This is a genomic window from Erythrobacter sp. S227, assembly GCF_057364925.1.
On record NZ_CP200280.1, the window covers coordinates 353,618 to 370,376 of the forward strand.

General features: G+C 56.4%; 12 protein-coding genes and 1 tRNA gene. 4 read left to right on the forward strand and 9 right to left on the reverse strand.

Annotation, left to right across the window (positions count from 1 at the left end):
• Positions 1-103: 103 nt before the first annotated feature.
• Entirely contained in the window at positions 104-1,393 is a 1,290-nt protein-coding gene (locus AC0V6Q_RS01625) for a lipopolysaccharide biosynthesis protein (protein WP_486166698.1), read from the forward strand.
• Positions 1,394-1,408: 15 nt separating this feature from the next.
• Here AC0V6Q_RS01625 and AC0V6Q_RS01630 read toward each other — a convergent pair whose 3' ends face one another.
• A complete protein-coding gene (locus AC0V6Q_RS01630) occupies positions 1,409-2,140 on the reverse strand; it encodes a methyltransferase domain-containing protein (protein WP_486166699.1) in 732 nt (243 codons plus the stop codon).
• A 132-nt stretch (positions 2,141-2,272) separates the two neighbouring features.
• On the opposite strand from AC0V6Q_RS01630, the gene AC0V6Q_RS01635 reads away from it, so the two are divergent.
• Entirely contained in the window at positions 2,273-3,319 is a 1,047-nt protein-coding gene (locus tag AC0V6Q_RS01635; protein WP_486166700.1) for a glycosyltransferase family 2 protein, read from the forward strand.
• Here the strand turns inward: AC0V6Q_RS01635 and AC0V6Q_RS01640 are convergent.
• Genes AC0V6Q_RS01640 through AC0V6Q_RS01650 form a run of 3 tightly spaced genes read right to left on the reverse strand, consistent with a single transcriptional unit; the run spans position 3,316 to position 7,076 of the window.
• Positions 3,316-4,377, reverse strand: a complete 1,062-nt coding sequence (locus AC0V6Q_RS01640) for a glycosyltransferase family 4 protein (protein WP_486166701.1) — start codon at positions 4,375-4,377, stop codon at positions 3,316-3,318. The genes AC0V6Q_RS01635 and AC0V6Q_RS01640 overlap by 4 nt on opposite strands.
• Positions 4,378-4,428: 51 nt before the next feature.
• A complete protein-coding gene (locus AC0V6Q_RS01645) occupies positions 4,429-6,063 on the reverse strand; it encodes a hypothetical protein (RefSeq protein WP_486166702.1) in 1,635 nt (544 codons plus the stop codon).
• Positions 6,060-7,076 carry a glycosyltransferase family 2 protein gene (locus AC0V6Q_RS01650; protein WP_486166703.1) on the reverse strand — a complete coding sequence of 339 codons (1,017 nt, stop codon included), beginning with the start codon at positions 7,074-7,076 and terminating at the stop codon, positions 6,060-6,062. Before AC0V6Q_RS01650 ends, AC0V6Q_RS01645 begins: the two co-directional genes overlap by 4 nt.
• 269 nt (positions 7,077-7,345) lie before the next feature.
• Between AC0V6Q_RS01650 and glmS the strand changes: the two genes are divergently transcribed.
• Complete coding sequence (gene glmS, locus AC0V6Q_RS01655; RefSeq protein ID WP_486166704.1) at positions 7,346-9,169, forward strand: glutamine--fructose-6-phosphate transaminase (isomerizing); 1,824 nt, start codon at positions 7,346-7,348, stop codon at positions 9,167-9,169.
• 139 nt (positions 9,170-9,308) lie between these two features.
• Positions 9,309-11,624: a putative bifunctional diguanylate cyclase/phosphodiesterase gene (locus tag AC0V6Q_RS01660; protein WP_486166705.1), complete on the forward strand. Its 2,316-nt coding sequence runs from the start codon at positions 9,309-9,311 to the stop codon at positions 11,622-11,624.
• Here AC0V6Q_RS01660 and purQ read toward each other — a convergent pair.
• The 5 genes from purQ to AC0V6Q_RS01685 form a co-directional block, all read right to left on the reverse strand.
• The gene (purQ, locus tag AC0V6Q_RS01665) at positions 11,621-12,310 is read right to left on the reverse strand and encodes a phosphoribosylformylglycinamidine synthase subunit PurQ (RefSeq protein WP_486166706.1); all 690 of its coding nucleotides are present in this window, start codon (positions 12,308-12,310) and stop codon (positions 11,621-11,623) included. The two genes, AC0V6Q_RS01660 and purQ, sit on opposite strands and share 4 nt — an antisense overlap.
• The gene (gene purS, locus AC0V6Q_RS01670) at positions 12,310-12,561 is read right to left on the reverse strand and encodes a phosphoribosylformylglycinamidine synthase subunit PurS (RefSeq protein ID WP_486166707.1); all 252 of its coding nucleotides are present in this window, start codon (positions 12,559-12,561) and stop codon (positions 12,310-12,312) included. Before purS ends, purQ begins: the two co-directional genes overlap by 1 nt.
• A gap of 277 nt (positions 12,562-12,838) precedes the next feature.
• Positions 12,839-15,724, reverse strand: a complete 2,886-nt coding sequence (locus AC0V6Q_RS01675; RefSeq protein ID WP_486166708.1) for a M16 family metallopeptidase — start codon at positions 15,722-15,724, stop codon at positions 12,839-12,841.
• A 66-nt stretch (positions 15,725-15,790) separates the two neighbouring features.
• Entirely contained in the window at positions 15,791-16,594 is an 804-nt protein-coding gene (purC, locus tag AC0V6Q_RS01680) for a phosphoribosylaminoimidazolesuccinocarboxamide synthase (protein ID WP_486166709.1), read from the reverse strand.
• Positions 16,595-16,622: 28 nt separating this feature from the next.
• Positions 16,623-16,697: transfer RNA gene (locus tag AC0V6Q_RS01685), tRNA-Phe, on the reverse strand.
• Between the last annotated feature and the right edge of the window lie 62 nt (positions 16,698-16,759).

Consider the following 16,759-nt stretch of genomic DNA (forward strand, 5'->3'; position numbering starts at 1 on the left):
CTCCGCGATTTTGACTGTCTCGCCTTATCGGTAACGCACGGCTGCGAGGTTTAGTGGTACAGCTTTACAATACTCTCTATCCAAAGAGGTGACGGTCAAAAGAATGAAGACGCTTCTGAAGGCCTGGGGAAAGCTGGTTAGCGGCAATGCACTCGACGGCGTGCTGCAATTGGCTATCTTTGCTGTTGCGGCCCAAACGCTTGATTTGGCGATGCTCGGCATCATCATTCTGATCCAGACCTATGTCAAAGCGATTGATGGCCTGCTCAACTTTCAGTCTGCCAATGTGCTCACCAATTTTATGGCTGACGCTCAGGAAAAGGCTGGTCCCGACAGGCTGAGGGGCCTGTTCAAGGCGGGGCTCTTGGTCGATTTTGGTACCGCGGTTTTTGCAACGCTGGTCGCGCTTCTTTGCCTGCCCCTCGCTGATCAATTGTTCGGGTTTGGTGAGGACTGGCTTTGGTTTGCGGCCGCTTATTGCCTTGTCATTCTGACGCGGACATTTGGCGCTATCGAGGCAGGATTGAGATGCTTTGACCGGTTTGGTGCGATCAGTTTGCGCCCTGTCACCGCATCTTCGACGATCCTTTTCGCCTCGCTGATTGTCTGGGGAACAAGTGGGACGGCGCAGACGCTCCTGATAGTCTGGCTCTGCGCGGAAGCTCTCGCAAACATTGCCTTTTTGATCTGGTCGATGCTTACATTGAGGCGCGAAGGCCTTGCGCAATTGAAGGGTGCGAATGCCAACGAAGCGATCCAGGGTTCGCGCAATTTCTGGCAAATGATGTGGCAGACCAATTTCACATACGGTTTGCGTATTTTCAGTCAGGAAGGCGATGTTCTTGTTGTTGGTGCACTTCTGGGAGAGGCGGCTGCGGCATTGCTAAAAGCGGCCAAGAACCTTTCTGCGCTTATCGGTCAGTTTGGCGCTCCTCTGCACCGGGCATCAAGCGTTCCGATTGCGAGATTTGTAGCGGTCGGAGAAACGGGGCGGGCCTTTGGCTTTGCGCTTAAATCCAGCCTCGGGGTCGCAGCGCTTGGCCTTATCGGCACCGCGATTATGCTCGTCCTGACACCCTTTGTGCTCACCACGGCATTCGGGCCAGAGTTTGAACCCGCTTACTGGATCGTCATTGGCCTGATGCTGGCAAAAGTTCTCTACCTGGCAGGGGCGGCGCTGCCCCCGATGATGCTGGCGCTTGATATCGCCAAGCAGTTCACCACTATGATTTTGCTGGGAAACATTGCGTTTTTCGGCGTACTTTTCGCACTGATTTCGCCGCTCGGCCTAGTCGCAGCCGTGTTTGCGCATCTTGCGTTTGAGGCAGTCTGGGCAATTTACGGGTGGAGCGTGACAGCTGGAAAGGCTCGCAAGGCCGCAACTTTGCCGTAGGCACATGAAGCGCGATTAAACTCGGCCAAAGACCTGTTTGACTTTGCGTGAAAGCGCCCGCGCTGGTTGTGCTGCCTCTGCATGAAGATATTGGTCAGGGTGAACAAGGTCCAGGATGGCAGGGGTATGGACCCGAGCTTCCTTCAGCTTCGCTTCTGCGTCTGACCCTTGCTTTGCGTAGACCAGCATATTCTGCCGATACCAAAACGCGATATTACCATCGTTCCAGAACTTTGGCCGAACCGGATCGTAGGCCTCGAACCCTTGGCTTGCGAAATGGTCGGCCCAGTAACTCTGCCATTGTTCGTTAATATGGCCCGTTCCCCCTTGCATCGGGATCGCGGCTGAAAACAGTACGACATCGCCAAGAGCACACAAATCAGCGACAAAACTGCGGGCGCGTTCTTTCGACAAATGCTCTGCAACTTCGAGAGAAATGACGAGGTCAAAGCGGTCTTGCGAGCGCACGCTATCCTCAAGGTCCATGAAGCTGACATCAGCATTGTTCAGAACCAAATTGGCGGTCTTTGCCCAAGGCCCTTCAAAGCCTTGGATGGTCTCGGCTCCCATTTCCCTTGCAACCGAAAGCCAGGTGCCAACGCCGCAGCCAACATCGCAAACGCTCTTAGGCTGAACGAGGTGAAACATCTCACGCAGGATCAGGCGCGCAGTGTCACGGGTGCGCGTATCACGATCCTGATGAAAATCGCTGCCGTAAAGATTGTGCGCTGCTTGTGCGGTGGCCATAAATTGCTTGCCCTTTGAAGTCTGACTCGGCTTGGAAATTATGCGTAAGAGGTAAGAAATCTTAGTAACTGCAAGGTTAACAGGCCCACAGGAATTACGAATCATCCGCAGCACGTTCATCAAGGTAAGATAATGCACAGCCCAGCGATTACCGTTCTAATGGCTGTCCATAATGGCGAGGCGTTCCTGAAGCAGGCTCTGGAAAGCGTCGCGGCCCAGAGCTTTGATGATTATGAATTTGTGATTGTTGATGATGCGTCGAGCGATGAGACAGCTGCGATATTGTCGTCGGCTGCAGCCAGAGATGATCGCATCCGGATCCTCTCCAATCCGACCAATCTCGGCCTGACACGGTCGCTTAACCGCGGATTGGAGGACGCTCGCGGTGATTTCATTGCCCGGATTGATGCCGATGATGTGTGCCTACTCGACCGCCTCAAAGTACAATATGAGCACCTCTCCAAAAACCCGCAAGAAGTCGGCGTGGTTGCCAATTTCGAGATGATCGACGGCGATGGCCGTGTTTTGGGCAAGCGCTCGGAGTCGCTCGATGACTGGCAAGTGCGCTGGCTCCTCGGGTGGAACCCGCCCGGGCCACACCCCACCTTTTTCTTCAGGCGATGCCCTGATGGTGATGCGCCAATCTTCTATGATGAAAGCTATAAGACAGCACAGGATTATGAGCTTTGGAGCCGGCTTGCCGCTATCGGTCCGACACGGCGGTTGCCTGAAATCCTTATGAAGTACCGCCGCCATGAGGGCGCGATCACCCATGCAAAACGCCATGAACAGGCTCAAAATTGCGCCCGGATCGGACGGGCGAATTTAGCATCCCGCTTGCCAAAAGATGTACTTACAAAGCTTCAGCCTTTGATGGCTATGTTCAGTTACGAACTGAAGGCAAATCACGAGTCCATTCGCGAAGCGGTGTCAGCAGCAGATGCCTTGGTTCGCCATGATTGCGCCGCTGCGCCCAGTGCGATGCACGCTAGATGGGTACGAACGACCGTTGCAGGTTTGTTGGCAGATGCCGCTCTTTCGAGGGGAGGGGGCCTATCATCCCCAAAGGCTTTGACCGCATTTCTCTGGTATGGCCGAAAGCACTTACCCTACCTTGCTAGAGCTGCTTTTCACGATCCGATGACAGCTATTAAGAGCCTCCGCCAGCGAGCGTCCTAGGAAGCTGACTGATAGGCAAGAGCGGTCTGTGCCGCGACGCGGGTCCAGGAGTAGTAGTCTTGGGCAAGTTTTTGGGAAGACGACAGAAACTGCGCGCGCTCTTCGTGTGACATAGCGAGCACCTGGCCGATCTCTTGAGCCCATTTTTGCGGGTGTCCTGCCTCAATCAAGAACCCCGTTTGGCCGTCTTGCACCGCATCGGTTAAGCCCCCGGTCCTTGCCGCGAGGACAAGCCCGCCCGCGCTTGCCGCTTCGCAGGCGACAAGGCCAAAGCCTTCGTATTCGCCATTGTCAGGGTCAATATTGGGGATGATCACGCAGCCTGCTTTTGCAAAACGCTGGGCAAGCTCGCTTTGGGAGACAGGCCCGAGAAAATCGACCTGAGGATGATTCAAAGCGGTGTTTTCGCTTTCGTCCCAAGGGGTACCGGCAACCGCAACACGCAGGTCGTTGGGAAGCAGGGGAACCACTTCGCGCACAAACCATCCCAAACCTTTTCGTGTGACCAGACGGCCTGCAAAGAGCAATTGCTTCGCGTCGAAATCGGCATGTATGGGAGCACGCAAGTCGGTCGCGAGAGGCACTACGGTGTCGCACTGCCAGCCAATCCCATTGAGCCGTAGCTTTGTCGCGCGCGAATTGGCGATGACTTTGGCGCGTTTGAGAAGCGATGCGCCCAGCTTCATATAGACGTTGTATAGCCCGCCCTTGAAACCACCCCGCGCACCGAATGCGACATCTGTCCCGTGGGCGGAAATGACTACGCTTGCCTTGGGAGCGAAAGCCAAGGCGATGATCCCCAATGGCCAGATGGCCATATCCCCGAGATGGATGACAGCGGGCGCGCTTTTCTGGCGCAGAAGTGCGCCCAGAACAGTGAACGGGAACAACAGAAGCGACAAAATGCCGGGCGGCTGGCCATTGTTCTGACCCTTTAATGCGATCACTTGGATGGACGCGATTTTTGAAAGTTCTTCGGTCAATCGCTCGCAATAGGTCTCCATCCCGCCGACAGCAGGCCCCCATTTGCGAGTGATGAAAAGGATATGAGGTGACATCGCCTTGGTCTTTTGAACCACCGCATCATGATGATGTGTCGATGCCATCATTTAATAGCCCGAATACAGATCAAGGAATGTAATATCGCTCGATTGCGGTTCGCCGGCCGAAGCCCAGCGTAAGGTTGCTTGACCCTGACCCATATTGGCAAAGTCATAGCGCTTGCGTTCGAGCATGACGATGCTTCCGACCACATAAAGGTCGCCATTGATGGAGATCGCGTCGCCTTCCACACGGTATTGGCCCGGCACGGCGACGAGTTCCGCCTTCACGGTTTTGTCTGCCTCGAAATGCTTGCCAGCGACCATCACAATTCCTGCGTGCCGGATGTAATTGCCGCGCAAGACAGCTTCGTCCTGGGGAAGCAGACGCTCGCCAAAAGGCGCACCTGAAAAGGCATTGTGCAGCGTCAAACTGTTGGTGAGGACGAAGGGCACGTTTTGCGACATGACCGCTTGGGAATAGATCGGCTCGCCATCTTTCAGGTAGTTTGAAAGCGCCCAGCCAGAGGCAAATTGCGGCACAGCGCGGGGGAAGTCGCCGATCATCCCGCTCTCGTCGATATAGGCGACAGGGGAAGGGAAGGCTGCGCTCACCAACTCCTGTACTTCTACCTGATTGGCCTGCACGCTGCGCGGCTCCATCAGGAAAAGCGCTGCGGCATTGAGCGTAAAGATCGCAGTGAGTGCAAGCGCTCCGTAACGCTCAGAAGCGATCTTGATCACAGGGGCAATGGCGACTGCGACAGGGGGCAGGATGAAGGCGAAGAAATAGGGATAGGCGTTGAAATAGATCACGGGCCACAAAGCAGGCAGGGCAAGGAGAGCGAGAGCCGGCTTTTGGCTCGATCGACCTTTGAAAAGCCACACGACAAAGCCGATCAACAGGACCGTGAAGACAGAGGCCATCGCCGATTGGCGCACCCAGTGCATCGCTTGCGGGAGGAGACCGCCTCCAAACATACGGTCAAATGAGTTATCGAGTTTCTTTGCCAGCATCGCAAGGATGTCAGGGGCAAACAGCGCCAAAGCGCCAAGGCCGACCGCGCCGCCGATAGGCACCAGCCATATCCAGCGCTTGAGATCATCCCAGCGCACAATTGCTAAGGCGATGAACGCCGGGAGATACAAAACCGCTTTGATATTCGCGACAAAGGCAAGCCCGGTCAGGACCACCATCGCCGCAAGAGTTAAAGGGCCAAGCCGCAAGTGGAACCCGATTGCGAGCGCGCTCATCACGAGCGATGCCGAGATCACATCTGCTCTCAGGGCCAAACCTTGCGTAAAGGCATAGCCCGCGGTCGCATAGGCAAGCCCACAAAGAAGCGCTGTTTTGAAATCGGTGAGCTTAGCTGCAACGGCTATAATTGCGGCCACCAACAAAAGCTCGAAGGGCGCGATCAGCGACCGGACGAGCTCGATATTCTCGATATTGCTGCCGCCAAGGGAAGGAACCCAGCTGAAGAGCGGCACAAACGGGCGCTGTAAAAAGCCGCCGACGTCCTCGCCCCGCCAGGAGGCGTGGATTTGGCTGAAGTGAAAGAATTCGTCCCAATTGACGCTTTTTGTAAAGGCCAGGCCCAATTGCAGGCACAAAACCAAAACGAGCGCGATGATGATCGCGCGCGTCGTGGTGTCCGCCTGTCCGTCTGACCTGGACCAACCCTTTAAGGCAATCTCGCTCACGAAACCTTCCGCGGCGCAATGACCTCTGGCTCAAAGTCCGATGAGCCTGAGCCACTGGGCTTTTCCTGAGCGATGAGCTTTTCCTCGATCCGCCGCAGTTTGAGCATGTTTGCTTCAAGCAGTTTGCGATTGGTGGCGATAAGGTCTGCCAGAATGCCAAGGACCGAAACGAGCACGCCCACTGTCAAAAGCGCGCCGCCAATCACAAGCGACTGAATATGGCCTTCGCCATCACCGGTCACAAAGAACCATAGGAAGCGGGCAATCGGGAAGATGCCCAGAAACGTTGCCAGCAATCCAAGCCCTACAAACACACGCAAGGAATTAAACGTGGTGTAGGCGCGCAGGATGGTAACGCCGGTCTGCTGGATAAATTTCGGGATGGATTTGAACAGGCGCGAGGGCCGTGTTGCCGCATGGGTGCGGATCGGCACGCTGGTGATCGCGAGCCGTTTGCGCCCCGCCTGGATCAGCATGTCGGTGGTATAGCTGAAATCGGTGGTGATATTGATACGTTGTGCTGCATCGCGGCTGATCGCGCGAAATCCGCTTACCGCGTCGGTAATATCTGTCGCTGACAAGGTGCGAACGACATAAGAGCCCAGACGCTGGAGGAGGCGCTTGCCTGCGCCAAAATGCGCGTTGTTGCCAACCGAGCGGTCGCCAATGCAGATGTCGGCCTCGCCTGCGACAACTGGTGCCACGATCTTGGCGATGTCGGCGCCTTCGTATTGTCCATCGGCATCGGTGTTGACGATGATGTCCGCGCCTTCAGCCAAACATTTGTCGATCCCGCTGCGAAACGCCTCTGCAAGGCCGCGGTTTCTGCGGTGACGCACAACATGCTGCACTCCCCAGCGTTTTGCGACGCCGCTTGTATCATCACAGCTGCCATCATCAATGATGCAATACTCAATTGTATCAACACCCTTCAGACTACGCGGCAGCTTTGCCAGCGTTTCTGGAAGCACGTCGGCCTCGTTCAGGCAGGGTATCTGGATGATTAGCTTCATGGTTTGTGTCTTGCCCCTTAAAGACGCCCGTCACATGCATGCGCGCGTCCTTGTGTCTTTGCTGTGCTAGCGGGGGGTGTTTAAGCAATCGTAAACCATGATGATTGAACCAGAGCGCGCGATTGGCATTAGCCATGAAAAAAGGGGCGTGTAAAAATAAGACGTTAATGGTCAGCTTTCCCTTCAAGTCTTGTTCAAGCTTTGTAAGTAAGGGGCACTGTGCGCCTGGTTTGAAGGCCACGCGCTAACTCAAGAGAAATGGGCAGAATATGTGCGGCATTATCGGGATCGTGAGTTCAACTCCTGTGGCAGACCGGCTGGTCGATGGGCTCAGGCGGATGGAATATCGCGGTTATGACAGCGCGGGCGTTTGCACGCTGCATGATGGCGAACTGGTCCGACGGCGTGCCGAAGGAAAGCTGCTCAACCTTGTGGGTGTGCTCGAAAACGATCCTGCGGCAGGGACAACGGGCATCGCGCACACGCGCTGGGCAACCCACGGAGCGCCTACGGCTGCCAATGCGCACCCTCACGCGACCGAAGAGCTCGCTCTTGTGCACAATGGCATCATCGAGAACTACAAATCGCTTCGTGATGAGCTGAAAGACGAAAACCGCACCTATGTGAGCGAGACCGACACCGAAGTTGTCGCGCACCTGATTTCCTCACGCATCGAGAAGGGCGCATCGCCGCGAGAAGCCGTGGCCGAAGTCTTGCCAAAGCTGCGCGGCGCCTTCTCGCTTGCGATTGCTTTTCGCCAGAACCCTGACCTTCTTATTGGCGCACGCCTTGGTTCACCGCTTGTGCTTGGACATGGCGAAGGTGAGATGTATCTGGGCTCAGATGCGCTTGCCCTTGCGCCTTTGACACAGCGGATATCCTATCTGGAAGAGGGCGATTGGGTCGTCGTCACCAAAGAGGGCGCGCAGATTTTCGACGCGGAGAATCAGCCGGTTGAACGGGCCATTCAGGCATCAGGCGCCTCTGCTGCTGCGGTTGAGAAGGGCAATTATCGCCACTTCATGCAAAAAGAGATTTTCGAACAACCCACTGTAGTCGCGCAAACTTTGAGCTCTTACTTGCGGCGCGAAGATGTGTCGGTTGCGCTGCCCCAGTTCGACTTTGATCTGTCGGCCATTCGCCGTCTGACAATCGTTGCATGCGGCACCTCCTATTACGCCGGATTGGTCGCCAAGTATTGGTTCGAGCAATTTGCGCGCGTGCCCGTCGATATCGATGTGGCAAGCGAGTTTCGATACCGCAATCCCGTGCTTGAAGACGGCGGCTTGGCGCTGTTCATCTCGCAAAGCGGGGAAACCGCCGACACTTTAGCCGCGCTTCGCCATTGCAAGGATAACGGCCAGGTGATTGCGGTGGTGGTCAACGTACCAACCAGTTCCATGGCGCGCGAAGCCGACCTTCTTCTGCCTACCCATGCCGGGCCCGAAATCGGGGTTGCCTCGACCAAGGCGTTTACCTGCCAATTGGCGGTTCTTGCCGCTTTGGCGGCGCATATGGCGGTCAAAAAAGGGCGTTTGTCGCGTGATGAAGAGCGCGATGTGGTCAAGCACTTGCTCGAAGCCCCTGCTGCGCTCAACGAAGCGCTGAACCATGACGATGATATCGCTGCATTGGCGCCCCTTTTCTCTCAGACCCGCGATGTGCTCTATCTGGGGCGAGGGCAGGATTATCCATTGGCGCTTGAAGGTGCGCTAAAGCTTAAAGAAATCAGTTACATCCATGCAGAAGGTTATGCTTCTGGCGAGATGAAACACGGACCCATCGCACTGATTGATGATGACGTGCCTGTGGTGGTTATCGCGCCTTCTGGCCCTTTGTTTGAGAAGACTGTCTCAAACATGGAAGAGGTGCGCGCGCGCGGCGGCAAGGTCGTTTTGATCTCTGATGCGGCGGGAATTGAGGAAGCGGGCGAGGGTTGCCTGGCGACGATAGAGATGCCGGTTGTACACCCTCTCATCGCCCCATTGGTCTATGCAATCCCTGTTCAATTGCTGGCCTATCACATCGCAGTGGTTAAAGGCACAGACGTTGATCAACCGCGCAATCTGGCGAAATCGGTAACAGTCGAATAGCCGCAGAAATCCGGCGGTTTGCGCCTGAATTTTTCCTGTAATTAGTGCCCCAGACTTTACAGTGTCATAACCTTTGTGGGTTAACCACTGATCCGTGAGCGAACCGAATGCCTTAACAACCCCTCCAGTGGTCCAGGAAATGCCCACTTCGACCGTCCTTGGCTTTTCTGAAAAAGGCCAAAGCGATTGGTCGCGTCTGAGAGGGTTGGAAAAACGCGATCTGGGGCGGCTGACATTCCACCGTGCCTATGTGCATTCATTGGTCGGTTTGTTCGTGGTGCAGATGTTTGTCGGCCTGGTACCGCCAATTTCGCTTGGTGTGTGGTTCACAGCGCTTGTCGGAACACAAATCTACGGCACATGGATGGATCGCCGCACTCCATCAGTCACAGGCAAGAACGCCAAATCGTTCCAGTCTCGAATACATTCGATCCTCGCAATCGCGACCGCCATGCTCTGGCTTATCCCGCTTTGGGCGTTTGCACCTTTCGGGCCGAACGAAAATGCCATCACGGTGTTGGTGATCGTCCTATTGTTGATGGCAGCGCGGGTCTATTTCTATACAACTACGCCCTTCAACATGATGATCGTGACCGCGCTCAACGGCCTCGGAGCGGCGGTGCCATTTGCGCTTACCGGGGATTGGGTAATCTCTGGCGGGATCGTCCTTTTCACCATCTGCACCATGCTTGGCGCAGTAGAAGTCGGACGGTCACATTTGAGTGCCCGCATTGCCGAAAGCGTCATTGCCGAAAAAGAGGATGTGGTGTCACTGCTTCTTCGCGAGTTTGAGGAAAACGAGGCTGACTGGCTCTGGGAAATCGACACCCGTCGCCGTCTCCAATCGGTTAGCCCGCGTTTCGCCTTTGCTCTCAACGCGTCAGATGCCGAGGTGGAAGGCAAACCGCTTCTTGCCCTGATTGCAGGCGACAAATGGGAAAGCGGAGAGTTTCCGCCCAGCCTTCACGAGCTTGCCGAAAAGCTGCGCAATCGTGAAAATTTTGCCAACCTTTTTGTCCAGGTATCGATCAAGGGCGTCGAGCGCTGGTGGGAGCTTTCTGGCACACCTATTCGTGACGAGCGCGGCAAGTTCACAGGTTTTCGCGGAGTGGGTTCGGATGTCACCGAGCAGCGCGCATCTTCTGAAAAGATCGAATATCTTGCGCGCTATGACACGTTAACCTCGCTGCCCAACCGTTTGATGCTGACCGAGGCATTGGGCGATGCGCTCGAGTACGCACAGCATTGGCGCACCCGCTGTGCGATGATGATGATCGACCTCGACCGGTTTAAGTCGGTCAACGATTCCTTAGGGCATATGACCGGCGACAAGCTGCTTGCCCAGGTTTCGGCAAGGCTTCAGGCGCTTATGGGTGACAACGCCATCGTGGGCCGCCTTGGCGGTGACGAATTTGCCGTTGTGATCCGCGATGCAAGCGATTTGAATTATCTTCGCGGTCTTGCTCGCCGGGTTATCTCAAGTCTGTCGGAGCCGTATCTGGTCGACCATCATACCCTCTATGTCGGAGCCAGTGTCGGTTCAGCGATCGGCCCGCGTGATGGCCGAACGGTTGAGGAATTGATGCGCAATGCCGACCTTGCCTTGTACCGCGCCAAAGACCAAGGCGGCGGCGAGCATTGCCGGTTTGAACCAAACCTGCACGCATCAGCCGAAGAACGCCGTCAGTTGGAAGTCTCCTTGCGCAAGGCACTGGGACTTGATGAGTTTGTTCTCCATTACCAGCCCGTCGTTGATGCCCGGAACGAGAGCATTGTAAGCTTTGAGGCGCTTGTGCGTTGGAATAGTTCCGAGCATGGTTTCGTAAGCCCCGGCAAGTTTATTCCGCTTGCCGAAGACACGCGCCTAATCGTGCCGATCGGCAAATGGGTTCTTCGCCAAGCCTGCTTCGAAGCCCGCAACTGGCCAGAGCATGTGAAGGTCAACGTCAACGTTTCGCCCGAACAGCTGCTTGAGCCGGGCTTCCATCAGGAGATTGTTGACGCACTTTCGGCAAGTGGCCTTCGCCCCGAAAGGCTCGAGATCGAGGTGACAGAGAGTATCTTCCTTCGCGACGCGAGCATTGCGCGCAACGCGCTTGAACAGGCGATGGCGCTTGGCTGCTCTATCGCACTGGACGACTTTGGAACGGGCTATTCCTCGCTCGGCTACTTACGCAAGCTGCGCTTCTCCACCATCAAAGTGGACCGCACCTTCGTCCAAGGCGCATCCCAAGGCAGCAACGAGAGCTTTGCAATCATCAATGCGGTTGTCGCTATGGCCAAGAGCATGAAAATGACGACCACAGCCGAGGGAGTGGAAAACGCAGAAGAAGCCGAGCTCATCCGCAACCTAGGGTGCGACAAGATCCAGGGCTACTATTTCGGACGACCAATGCCAGCCATGGACGCGAGGCGGCTATTTGATGAGAAATGGGCGCCGGTAAAACGGGCCTAAGCGGCCACTAGGCTGCCAATTACGTTCTCGAACAAGGCTCTGCCATCTTCTCCGCCAAGGGAAGGGTGAGCAGCCGGTTCAATCGCGCGTTCAGGGTGCGGCATCATGCCAAGGACGCGGCCATTGGCGCTAAGCACGCCGGCAATGCCGCGCTGTGATCCATTGACGTTATCTCTGTAGCGAAATGCCACGCGGTCTTCGCCTTCAAGTGCATCGAGCGTCGCATCGTCTGCAAAATAATTGCCGTCGTGATGCGCCACAGGGATGCGCAAGGTCTGATCCTTTTTAAACCCGTGAGTGAACATCGAGCTGGTGTTTGCGACTTCCAGATCAACCGTGCGGCAGACAAAGGTCTGACCCGCATTGCGCATGAGAGCTCCGGGCAAAAGACCGCTTTCGGTCAGCACCTGAAAGCCGTTGCACACGCCAAGAACCGGAACCCCGCGCTCGGCTGCATTGACTACGGCGCGTAGGACAGGGCTGCGAGCGGCCATTGCGCCAGAGCGCAGATAATCGCCGTAAGAAAACCCGCCGGGAAGCGCGATAAAGTCGAGACCTTCCGGAAGGTCGGCATCGCCATGCCAGATCCGAACGGCTGGTTCCCCTGAAACCGCTTCAAGGGCCACCGCCATATCGCGGTCGCAATTGGAGCCGGGAAACGTAACGACGCCTGCTTTAAAGCCCATCAGGCAGGTTCCTTCTCGTCATCGAGCTTTTCGATTGCGAAGTTTTCGATCACCATATTGGCGAGCAATTGTTCGCACATTTTGGTGAGCGTTTCGTCAGATGTGCCATCTGCCACATCCATCTCGATCATTCGTCCGATACGAACATCTTCGACGCCTTCAAATCCGAGGCCATCGAGCGAGTGGTGCACCGCGCGACCCTGTGGGTCGAGTACGCCGGGCTTTAGACGGACGAGGATGCGAACTTTCATAGGGCTGTGTGTCCTAGAGCTTGAGGCCGGAGAGGCGATTGTTGTCTCTGATTCCACGCCTATAGCGTCTGATACCTCAGGTGCAATCTCGAGGACCTGCACAATCACCCGCGAACAAGACGGGTCGCTTTGGATTGCAGCTTGTTTCAACCGTGGGCTGGTATGGATTGGGGGCTTGGTCTGTGGTTGGCTTTGCGCTAGCGCTTGCGCTTCCAAAGGGTACTAACTCATTGGGTAGGCTGGCAGGAGGCGACCTGTCAGCCTTTCTTTTGCCCGCTTAAGGAGAGGCGATTACGCTGTCGTCTTGCGCGTTTGCGCCCTCGGGCAGAACCACAAATTCGACCGCGCTTCCGGCCATGAGATATTTGTTGGCCACCTCGCTGATGTCTTCGGCAGTAATCGCGCGCAATGTGTCTGGTCCTGCAAACCAGCGCTCCAAACGGTCCCCTTCACTTTGGGCACGATCAGCAAGCTGCAACCATCCACCAAGCGATTTCAGAGCATTGTCATATGCCTCTAACAGGGGCTGGCGGGCGCGCTGGATAAGGTCGGGATCAATCGGCTTTTCCCGCAAGTCAGTAATCATGGTATCGACCGCGCTTCGGGCGGCATCCAATTCCGAGACATCAATCGAGGCCGTCAGTGTAAACGTGCCATAGCCAGGATAGACCTTGCTCATCGAACTTGACGCAGTGGGCGAATAGGCCTGACCCAGCTCCTCTCGTAGCCGGTCCGTCAGTTCGATCCGCACCATCCTTGCGAGCAAGGAAAGACGCAACTCCTCGGTAAAGTCGCTGTCGTCATTGGTGGGCCAGACCAAACGGAAAAGCGCCTGATCCGCTTCACCTGTATGGGTGAGGAAGTGCCGCGTACGTTTGGATGTAAACGCTCTGACCCGCGCCTCGTTTCGCATCCGGAATTCCGGTTCTCGCGCGGGCAATGCGCCCAGCGTTGCTGCAACGCTGGCAATGGCTTCGTCTTCATCGAAGTCACCCACCAACGAGAGCTCTATGGCACCTGATGCGAGCCGGTCGCCAATGGCTTTGTCCAGCTGGCTGAAGCTAAGCGCGAAGAACTCGTCACGGGTCCGCAGGCTGAACCGGGGATCCCCATCCGAAAGGATTGCGCCCGATGCATTGCCGAGGCTGCGGAACGGGGTGGATCTCAATGTCTGAAAGTAATTGTCGATGCCGCGTTTGAATTGCTCGATGCCCTCCGGTCGGTAGCCCGGGTCGGTAAGGGCAGCAGTGAGCAATTGCATCTGCAGGGACAAATCGCGCGGTGTTGTCGCCCCTGTGAAGCTGAAAGCTTCGGCTGTGTTCGAAGCGCTGAAACCAACACTGCGCCCTGCTAAAATGGTCTGCAACTCGTCGCGGCTATGCTGACCAAGCCCGCCTGCAGAAAGCGAGCCGATAAGATAGGTGCGTAAGGGATCATCGCGAGTATTCATCAACGAGCCGCCGTCAAGCAGCAGGCGATACGCGACCCGATCTTCGCGAATGTCTGTGGTCTTGAGCGTCAGGCGGACATTGTTGGCAAAGGTGATGTAGCGGAAGCCCAAACGTTCATCACGGGTGTCCGAAATGACCTCGCCGGCCTTGCCGAAGTCGCTGTATGCAAAGGCCTTGGCGCTTTCCTTTTGAGGGGGGGCAATGGGCAGGGCCATCGCCTCCACGAAGGTACTGCGCAAGGCTTCTTCGCCGCCATCAGGGGCGGTTCGACCCTGAAACCGGATTAGAGGTTCATCAAACTCAATAAGCCGTTCGCGAAAGGCGTTTAGCACCGCGTCAGGCGTTATTGCGCTTTCCATCTCATTGAACATGGCGAGCTGGAATTCCGGTGTGGTTGGGACGCTTTCGTCCGAGATCAAATTGATCGCAGCGGCAGCGTAAAAGCTGTTCGCGCGAGTGTCCGCGCCTGCCGCGCGGTTCTCTAGCGATGTGCGGATATTGGCGAGCTGTTCGTCGATTTCGCTCTGTGTAAAGCCATACACTGCGGCCTCGCGAACACTCTGTACCGCTGCAAGCATGCCATCACGCCATTTGCCGTCTTCGCTAGCGATGGCGAGTGTGTTGGTTCGCGCATTCTCGAAGATTGACCCTTGGGAGAAGCGTGCAGCCCGGAACGGAGCCTCGGAAGAGCGCGCCAATCGCGAGAGACGCCTGCGGATCACGCCATAGGCAATTCCGCGAAGCAGCGACGCTTTGCGCCGTGCGATTGTATCGGGCTCATCAATATATGGCGCGAGCATTGTGAGCGTGACGCTTTCGGACAAAGCGGGATCAAGGAACACATCGCTTGTGCCTTTGCGCGTCACGTCAACCGGGCCGCTCACCGGTTCAGACGGCGCCGGGGCTGGCGCCCAATCAGTGAAATACTCGCGGATCGCTGCTTCCATCGCTTCGACCGGAAAATCGCCGACAATGATCAGGACCGTGTTCGAAGGTGTGTATGTGCGCTCGTAAAGTCTGCGGAGATCGTCGGCAGTCGCGTTTTCGATCACCTCAAGCGCGCCTATGGGGAGCCGCTCTACATAGCGCGCGCCCGGAGAGATAAACTCGAACCCGTCCTCGCGCGCACGCTGCGCATATCCGCGCCGGTCCCGCCGTTCTGCAAAGATAACGCCGCGCTCGCGTTCGACGGCTTCTGGTGCAATGGTCAACTCGCTCGCCGTCTCGCGCATCAGCATCATTGCCGTGCCGAGCAGCTCCGCGTCATTGCGGGGAAGATCGAGCATATAGGTGATCGCTTCAAAGCCGGTCGTCGCGTTGGTGTCCGCGCCAAAGGCAAGGCCTTCGCGCTCCAACAGGGGGACCATCTCTCCTTCGGGAATCTTTGTGGAGCCGTTAAAGGCCATATGCTCGAGGAAATGCGAAAGACCGCGCTCTTCATCGGTTTCTTCAAGCGAGCCCGACCCAATCCGCATCCGCACCAAGGCTGTCCCCTCGGGCGTTGCGTTTTCGCGCAGGATGTAGCGCATCCCGTTGTCCAGATGGCCAAACACAAAATCAGGATCAACTGGAATATCGCTGGCCTCAAAGGGCCAAAGTGGCTGCGGTGCTGTGACTTCGCTGATCTCGGCTTGCGGGCTCTGCGCAAGCAAGGGTGCAGCAGGCGATAGCAACAACAGACCAGCGGCAATCGCGCGGGTTCCAAAACTCATCAAGGGTTGGTCTCTCAGTCCTCTCTCAAGGCTGATGAGACTAGAGGCTGGAATCTGTATGTCAGCTTATTTCTTGATCGGAGGCGTTCCGCGGAGGCGTGAGCGGTGGCTGGACATGTCGAGCACTTCGCCCGGAGCATTGTCCTCACCCTGCAACAGACCAAGGCGGCGCGCGACTTCGCGATAGGCCTCTTCTTCGCCGCCCAGATCGCGGCGGAAGCGGTCCTTGTCGAGTTTTTCACCCGATGCCATATCCCACAAACGACAGCCATCAGGGCTGATCTCATCGGCAAGGATGACGCGGCTGTAATCGCCATCGAACAGGCGGCCAAACTCAAGCTTGAAGTCCACGAGGCGAATATCGATCGCTGCAAACATGCCGCAAAGGAAATCGTTGATGCGGATCGCCATCGACGAAATGTCCTGCATTTCCTCTGGGCTGGCCCAGTTGAAGCAAGCGATATGCTCTTCCGCGACCAGAGGATCGCCAAGCGAATCGTCTTTGTAATAGTATTCGATCAAGGTGTGGGGCAGCGGTTCGCCTTCTTCGAGGCCCAAACGCTTGCAGATCGAGCCAGCGGCAACATTGCGCAGCACCACTTCGATCGGGATGATCTCGACCTGACGCACCAATTGCTCGCGCATGTTGAGGCGGCGAATGAAGTGCGTTGGGATGCCAATGTGCGAAAGGCGCGTGAACACATGCTCGCTAATGCGATTGTTGATTACGCCTTTGCCGTTGATCGTACCCTTTTTCTCGGCGTTAAAGGCGGTCGCATCATCCTTGAAATACTGGATGATCGTGCCTGGCTCAGGGCCTTCATAGAGGACCTTGGCTTTGCCTTCGTAGATTTTGGAGCGGCGGGACATACGATCTGAGTTCCCTCTTATCAGCGAATGGTGCCCGGGGGCGGAATCGAACCACCGACACGCGGATTTTCAATCCGCTGCTCTACCCCTGAGCTACCCGGGCATTCGCTGCGGCGACGAGGCTGAATATCAACCCCGGCGAGCAAATGAGAGCGGCGCTATGGC

What these genes read in the sequence shown, in the direction of transcription:
- AC0V6Q_RS01625 (WP_486166698.1), top strand. Translation starts at nt 104, where the DNA reads ATGAAGACGCTTCTGAAGGCCTGGGGAAAGCTGGTTAGCGGCAATGCA.
- AC0V6Q_RS01630 (WP_486166699.1), bottom strand. Translation starts at nt 2,140, where the DNA reads ATGGCCACCGCACAAGCAGCGCACAATCTTTACGGCAGCGATTTTCAT.
- AC0V6Q_RS01635 (WP_486166700.1), top strand. Translation starts at nt 2,273, where the DNA reads ATGCACAGCCCAGCGATTACCGTTCTAATGGCTGTCCATAATGGCGAG.
- AC0V6Q_RS01640 (WP_486166701.1), bottom strand. Translation starts at nt 4,377, where the DNA reads ATGTCACCTCATATCCTTTTCATCACTCGCAAATGGGGGCCTGCTGTC.
- AC0V6Q_RS01650 (WP_486166703.1), bottom strand. Translation starts at nt 7,076, where the DNA reads ATGAAGCTAATCATCCAGATACCCTGCCTGAACGAGGCCGACGTGCTT.
- glmS (WP_486166704.1), top strand. Translation starts at nt 7,346, where the DNA reads ATGTGCGGCATTATCGGGATCGTGAGTTCAACTCCTGTGGCAGACCGG.
- AC0V6Q_RS01660 (WP_486166705.1), top strand. Translation starts at nt 9,309, where the DNA reads ATGCCCACTTCGACCGTCCTTGGCTTTTCTGAAAAAGGCCAAAGCGAT.
- purQ (WP_486166706.1), bottom strand. Translation starts at nt 12,310, where the DNA reads ATGGGCTTTAAAGCAGGCGTCGTTACGTTTCCCGGCTCCAATTGCGAC.
- purS (WP_486166707.1), bottom strand. Translation starts at nt 12,561, where the DNA reads ATGAAAGTTCGCATCCTCGTCCGTCTAAAGCCCGGCGTACTCGACCCA.
- AC0V6Q_RS01675 (WP_486166708.1), bottom strand. Translation starts at nt 15,724, where the DNA reads ATGAGTTTTGGAACCCGCGCGATTGCCGCTGGTCTGTTGTTGCTATCG.
- purC (WP_486166709.1), bottom strand. Translation starts at nt 16,594, where the DNA reads ATGTCCCGCCGCTCCAAAATCTACGAAGGCAAAGCCAAGGTCCTCTAT.